This window comes from Geomonas sp. (assembly GCF_035254065.1).
Taxonomy (GTDB): Bacteria; Desulfobacterota; Desulfuromonadia; order Geobacterales; family Geobacteraceae; genus Geomonas.
Map to the genome: position 1 here is coordinate 1 of NZ_DATFBA010000386.1, position 4,921 is coordinate 4,921.

The following is a 4,921-nucleotide window of genomic DNA, read 5'->3' on the forward strand; positions in this document are numbered from 1 at the left end:
GGAGCCGATCGGCACCAAGGGGGCGCGCATCACCGCGCACATCTCCCTGCCGGGACGCCACCTCGTCTACATGCCGACCGTTGACCACGTCGGCATCTCCCGCAGGATCGAGGACGAGGCGGAGCGCGAGCGGCTCAAAGAGATCGTGGACCGCATCAAGCCGGTGGGTGGCGGCTTCATCGTCAGGACCGTCTCCGACGGCAAGAGCGAGGAGGACCTGGTCGCCGACCTGCACTACCTCACCAAGCTCTGGGAAGAGATCGTCAAGAAGAAGGACAAGGCCGGCGCCCCCAGCCTGATCCACTCCGATCTGGACGTCACCCAGAAGGTGGTGCGCGACATCCTGACCGAGTCGGTCGAGCGGATCGTGGTCGACTCCAAGCCGGAATACGACAAGATCGTGCAGTTCATCAGCACCTTCATGCCCAAGATGAAGTACTCGATCGAGCTCTACGACGAGGAGGAGCCGATCTTCGACCACTTCGGTCTGGAGGTGGAGATCAGCCGCGCCCTGGGGCGCAAGGTCTGGCTGAAGAGCGGCGGCTACATCATCATCGAGCAGACCGAGGCGCTCACCGCCATCGACGTCAACACCGGGCGCTACGTCGGCAAGCACAACCTCGAAGACACCATCCTGAAGACCAACCTGGAGGCGGTCAAGGAGATCGCCTACCAGTTGAGGCTCAGGAACCTGGGCGGCATCATCATCATCGACTTCATCGACATGGAGAAGGAGGTGAACCGGGAGAAGGTCTACGGCGCGCTGGAGGAGGCGCTGAAGAGCGACAAGTCGAAGACCAACATCCTGAAGATCTCCGAGCTGGGCCTGGTGGAGATGACCAGGAAAAGGGTGCGCGAGAGCCTGGGGCGGATGATGTGCGAGCCCTGCCCGTACTGCGAGGGAAGGGGCTACGTGAAGTCCAAGATCTCCGTCTGCCACGAGATCTTCCGTGAATTAAGGCGCGAGATGCTGGACATCCGGGGAACCAAAGTGATGCTGACCGTGCACCCGCAGGTGGCAGACCTCCTTTACGACGAGGAGCGTCGCGGTCTGGAGGAACTGGAGAAGAACTTCAAGAAGAGGATCACAGTCCGCGCCAAGCCCGGCTTCCACCAGGAGCAGTTCGAGGTCACCGTCAGCTGAGAGACGGCCTTATCCCCTCGCCCCTTCAGGGGTGAGGGGCAGGGGTGAGGGGCGGCAGTTTCCGGATCATTGAGGCACCCTCACCCGGCCTTCGGCCACCCTCTCCCCTGAAGGGGCGAGGGTAAGAAAACAAAAAGAGTTTAGTAAGTATCGCAATAGGAGTGGAAATGATTGGTACGCCGATGAAGAAGGGGGCAACGAAGATCATGCTGCTTGGCTCGGGAGAGCTGGGCAAGGAAGTGGTGATCGAGGCCCAGCGGCTGGGGGTCGAGGTCGTCGCGGTTGACCGCTACGAAGGAGCCCCGGCCATGCAGGTGGCCCACCGCGGTCACGTGGTGGACATGCTGAACCGGGCCGACCTGGAGCGGGTGGTGCGGCTGGAGAACCCCGATTACATCGTCCCCGAGATCGAGGCGATCAATACCGAATATCTGCTGGAGCTGGAGCGCGAGGGATTCAACGTGATCCCGACCGCCCGCGCCGCCAACCTCACCATGAACCGCGAGGGTATCCGCAGGCTGGCCGCCGAGGAGCTGGGACTTCCCACCGCCGATTACCGCTTCGCCACCAGTCTCGATGAGTTCCGGCAGGCGGTGGAGGTGATCGGTCTTCCCTGCGTGGTGAAGCCGATCATGAGCTCGTCCGGCAAGGGGCAGAGCGTCCTGCGCGACCTGGCGGACCTGGAGCACTCCTTCACTTACGCCATCGAGGGAGCCCGGGGCGCCTCCGACAAGGTGATCGTGGAGGAGTTCATCCCCTTCGACTACGAGATAACCCTGCTCACCGTGCGTGCCAAGGATGGCACCAGCTTCTGCCCCCCCATCGGCCACCGCCAGATCGACGGCGACTACCACGAGTCGTGGCAGCCGATCGGCATGGAGGAGGCCGTGCTGGCCGAGGCGCAGCGGCAGGCGGAGGCGGTGACGAGCGCCCTGGGCGGGCGCGGCATCTTCGGGGTGGAGTTCTTCGTGAAGGGGTCGCAGGTCTACTTCAGCGAGGTCTCCCCGCGGCCGCACGACACCGGGATGGTCACCATGCTCTCCCAGAACCTTTCCGAATTCGAGCTGCACGTAAGGGCCATCCTGGGCCTGCCGGTGCCGCCGGTGGTGAACCTGGGCCCGGCAGCCTCGCACGTGATCCTGGCCGAGGAAAAGGCCGGCGAGGTCACCTTCGAAGGGGTGGCCGAGGCCCTCGCCGTGCCGAGCGCCAAGCTGCGCCTGTTCGGCAAGCCCGACACCAGGAAAGGACGCCGCATGGGAGTCGCCCTCTGCTTCGGCGAGGGGACCGACGACGCCCGCCAGAAAGCCGAGCAGGCCGCCCACGCGGTCAAGATCGTTTCCAAAGCCTAGGTTGGAACCCATCCTCACCCTGTCCCTCCCCTTGAAGGGGAGGGTACGAGGGGCGTTTTCGCGCATCACGTCCCCCCCTTGATAAAGGGGGGACAGGGGGGATTGCTTCTGGCCGTTACTACCTGGAGGTGTGCCATGGCATTTGCAGCAAAAGTTTCGGAGGTCCCCGAGTGGGGGAAGAAGCTGGTGCAGGTCGAGGGGCAGTCGATCCTGCTGGTGAAGACCAAGGGGGTCGTCTACGCCTGTGAGCGCGAGTGCCCGCACCAGGGCGCGCCCCTGGAAGGCGCCCTGGTCAAGGAGGCCGGCAAGCTCTCCTGCCAGCGTCACGGGTATCGTTTCGACCTCACCACGGGTGTCTGCGCCGAGCACCCGGAGTGCAAGCTCAGGATCTACCCGGTGGAGATCAAGGGGGACGAGATCCACGTCGATCTCAGCTGAGTCGTCCCGGCCGAGGGGTGATAAAAAATCAGCCTGCCGCATAAAACTCCTTGACTTCCGGTTCTTTTCAAGATAAGTTTTACCGCTCACAGTAAATCCAGAGTAAAGGTGGTGAAGTAGAATGTACGCAGTAGTTAAAACCGGAGGGAAACAGTACAAAGTTTCCGAGGGCGACTTTTTGAAAGTCGAGAAATTGGAGGGTGCGGTAGGCGATACCGTCGAGATCTCCGAAGTCCTGATGGTTGGCGGCGATAAGGTCGTTATCGGAACACCTTTAGTGCCCAGCGCCTCTGTGGTCGGCAAAATTGTCGAGCAGGGTAAAGACAAGAAGGTTCTGGTCTTCAAGTCTAAGCGCCGGAAGGACTCCAGGAAACTTAACGGGCACCGCCAGCTCAGGACCATCCTGAAGATCGAAAAGATCAATGCCTAGCAGATATTTTTAAAGAGGCGGTGCGGCCGTGTTAGATCGGCGGCTTCCGTCAGGAGGAAAGCAAAATGGCACACAAGAAAGGCGTCGGTAGCTCCAGGAACGGTCGCGACTCCGACGGCCAAAGGCTTGGCTGCAAGAAGTTCGGCGGCGAGGCGGTAAAGGCTGGTAACATCATCTACCGTCAGCACGGCACCAAGATCCACCCGGGCAACAACGTGGGTCTCGGCAAGGACTACACCCTTTACGCCCTCATCGAAGGCGTGGTGAAGTTCGAGCGGATGGGCAAAGACCGCAAGAAGGTCTCCGTCTACCCGGCCAACTAGCAGCCGCAACATACCAGTGTAAAAGCCCGGAGCCGAATTGGTCCGGGCTTTTGCCGTTACATGGGAAAACGATGAGTTTCATAGATGAAGTGAAGATCAATGTGAAGTCGGGCGACGGCGGCGCGGGGTGCGTCTCCTTCCGGCGCGAGAAGTTCATCCCGCTGGGCGGACCGGACGGTGGTGACGGCGGCAAGGGGGGCGACGTGGTGGTGAAGGTCTCCCCGCAGCTCTCCACCCTGCTCGACCTGCGCCAGCACCCGCACCAGAAGGCCGGCCGCGGCATGCACGGCAAGGGGAGTGACAAGCACGGAGCCGCCGGCCATACCCTGACCATCCTGGTCCCGCAGGGAACGGTGATCAAGGACGCCGAGACCGGTGAAGAACTGGCCGACCTGGCGGATCCGGACTCCTCCATCGTTCTCTTGAAAGGGGGACGCGGCGGCCAGGGGAACGCCCGCTTCAAGACCGCCACCCACAAGGCCCCCAAGTTCGCCCAGCCGGGCGAGCCGGGTGAGGAGCGCTGGATCAGGCTGGAGCTGAAGCTGATGGCGGACGTGGGACTTTTGGGGATGCCGAGCGTCGGCAAGTCGTCGCTGATCACCAAGATCTCGGCCGCGCGCCCCAAGGTCGCCGATTACCCGTTCACCACCTTGGAACCGCATCTGGGCGTGGTACGCTACAAGAACTACCGCACCTTCGTGATGGCGGACATCCCCGGACTCATCGAGGGAGCCAGCGAAGGGGCAGGCCTTGGCCACCGTTTCTTGAAGCACCTGGAGCGGACCGGGCAGCTCCTGCACATGCTCGACCTCTCCTGGATGCCCGAGCGCGATCCCATCGCCGAGTACGAGGCGCTCAACCGTGAGCTCAAGCTGTTCAACCCCGAGCTTGCCGAGAAGCGGCAGACCGTGGTGATCAACAAGATCGACCTTCCCAACGTGCGGGAGAACCTGAAGGAGATCCTTCCCTACTTCGAGGAGCGGGGGATCAAGGTCTTCCCGGTCTCGGCCGCCACCGGCGAGGGGATACCGGAACTCCTGGACGACATCGCCTTCAACCTGTGGGGCGAGCCGGACGAGACCTGGTAAATAAAGTGGTTGATGAATGAAAAGGGGAGCCGCATCGAGCCTACGCCCTTACTTAACGTGTTGAAAATGCCGCTCTCCAGACTTTCTGGAGGCGGCATTTTCTCTTCTAAATTGAGCACATGCCGTTGATAATGATGTTCAACGGCCCT

6 protein-coding genes are annotated in these 4,921 nt (G+C 61.9%); all 6 read left to right on the forward strand.

Annotated features, from left to right (window positions below; all coding sequences use genetic code 11):
- On the forward strand, window positions 1–1,144 hold a 1,144-nt coding region (locus VJ604_RS18360), incomplete at its 5' end, for an Rne/Rng family ribonuclease (protein WP_324085004.1).
- Between the two features lie 167 nt (window positions 1,145–1,311).
- Window positions 1,312–2,493 (forward strand): formate-dependent phosphoribosylglycinamide formyltransferase, encoded by a 1,182-nt coding sequence (gene purT, locus VJ604_RS18365; protein WP_324085006.1) that lies wholly within the window; start codon window positions 1,312–1,314, stop codon window positions 2,491–2,493.
- A 135-nt stretch (window positions 2,494–2,628) separates the two neighbouring features.
- A complete protein-coding gene (locus VJ604_RS18370) occupies window positions 2,629–2,931 on the forward strand; it encodes a Rieske (2Fe-2S) protein (RefSeq protein WP_324085007.1) in 303 nt (100 codons plus the stop codon).
- A gap of 121 nt (window positions 2,932–3,052) precedes the next feature.
- Entirely contained in the window at window positions 3,053–3,361 is a 309-nt protein-coding gene (gene rplU, locus VJ604_RS18375) for a 50S ribosomal protein L21 (RefSeq protein ID WP_324085010.1), read from the forward strand.
- Window positions 3,362–3,426: 65 nt separating this feature from the next.
- Window positions 3,427–3,684 (forward strand): 50S ribosomal protein L27, encoded by a 258-nt coding sequence (gene rpmA / locus VJ604_RS18380; protein ID WP_324085012.1) that lies wholly within the window; start codon window positions 3,427–3,429, stop codon window positions 3,682–3,684.
- 71 nt (window positions 3,685–3,755) lie between these two features.
- Window positions 3,756–4,772: a GTPase ObgE gene (gene obgE / locus VJ604_RS18385; RefSeq protein ID WP_324085014.1), complete on the forward strand. Its 1,017-nt coding sequence runs from the start codon at window positions 3,756–3,758 to the stop codon at window positions 4,770–4,772.
- Window positions 4,773–4,921 lie beyond the last annotated feature (149 nt).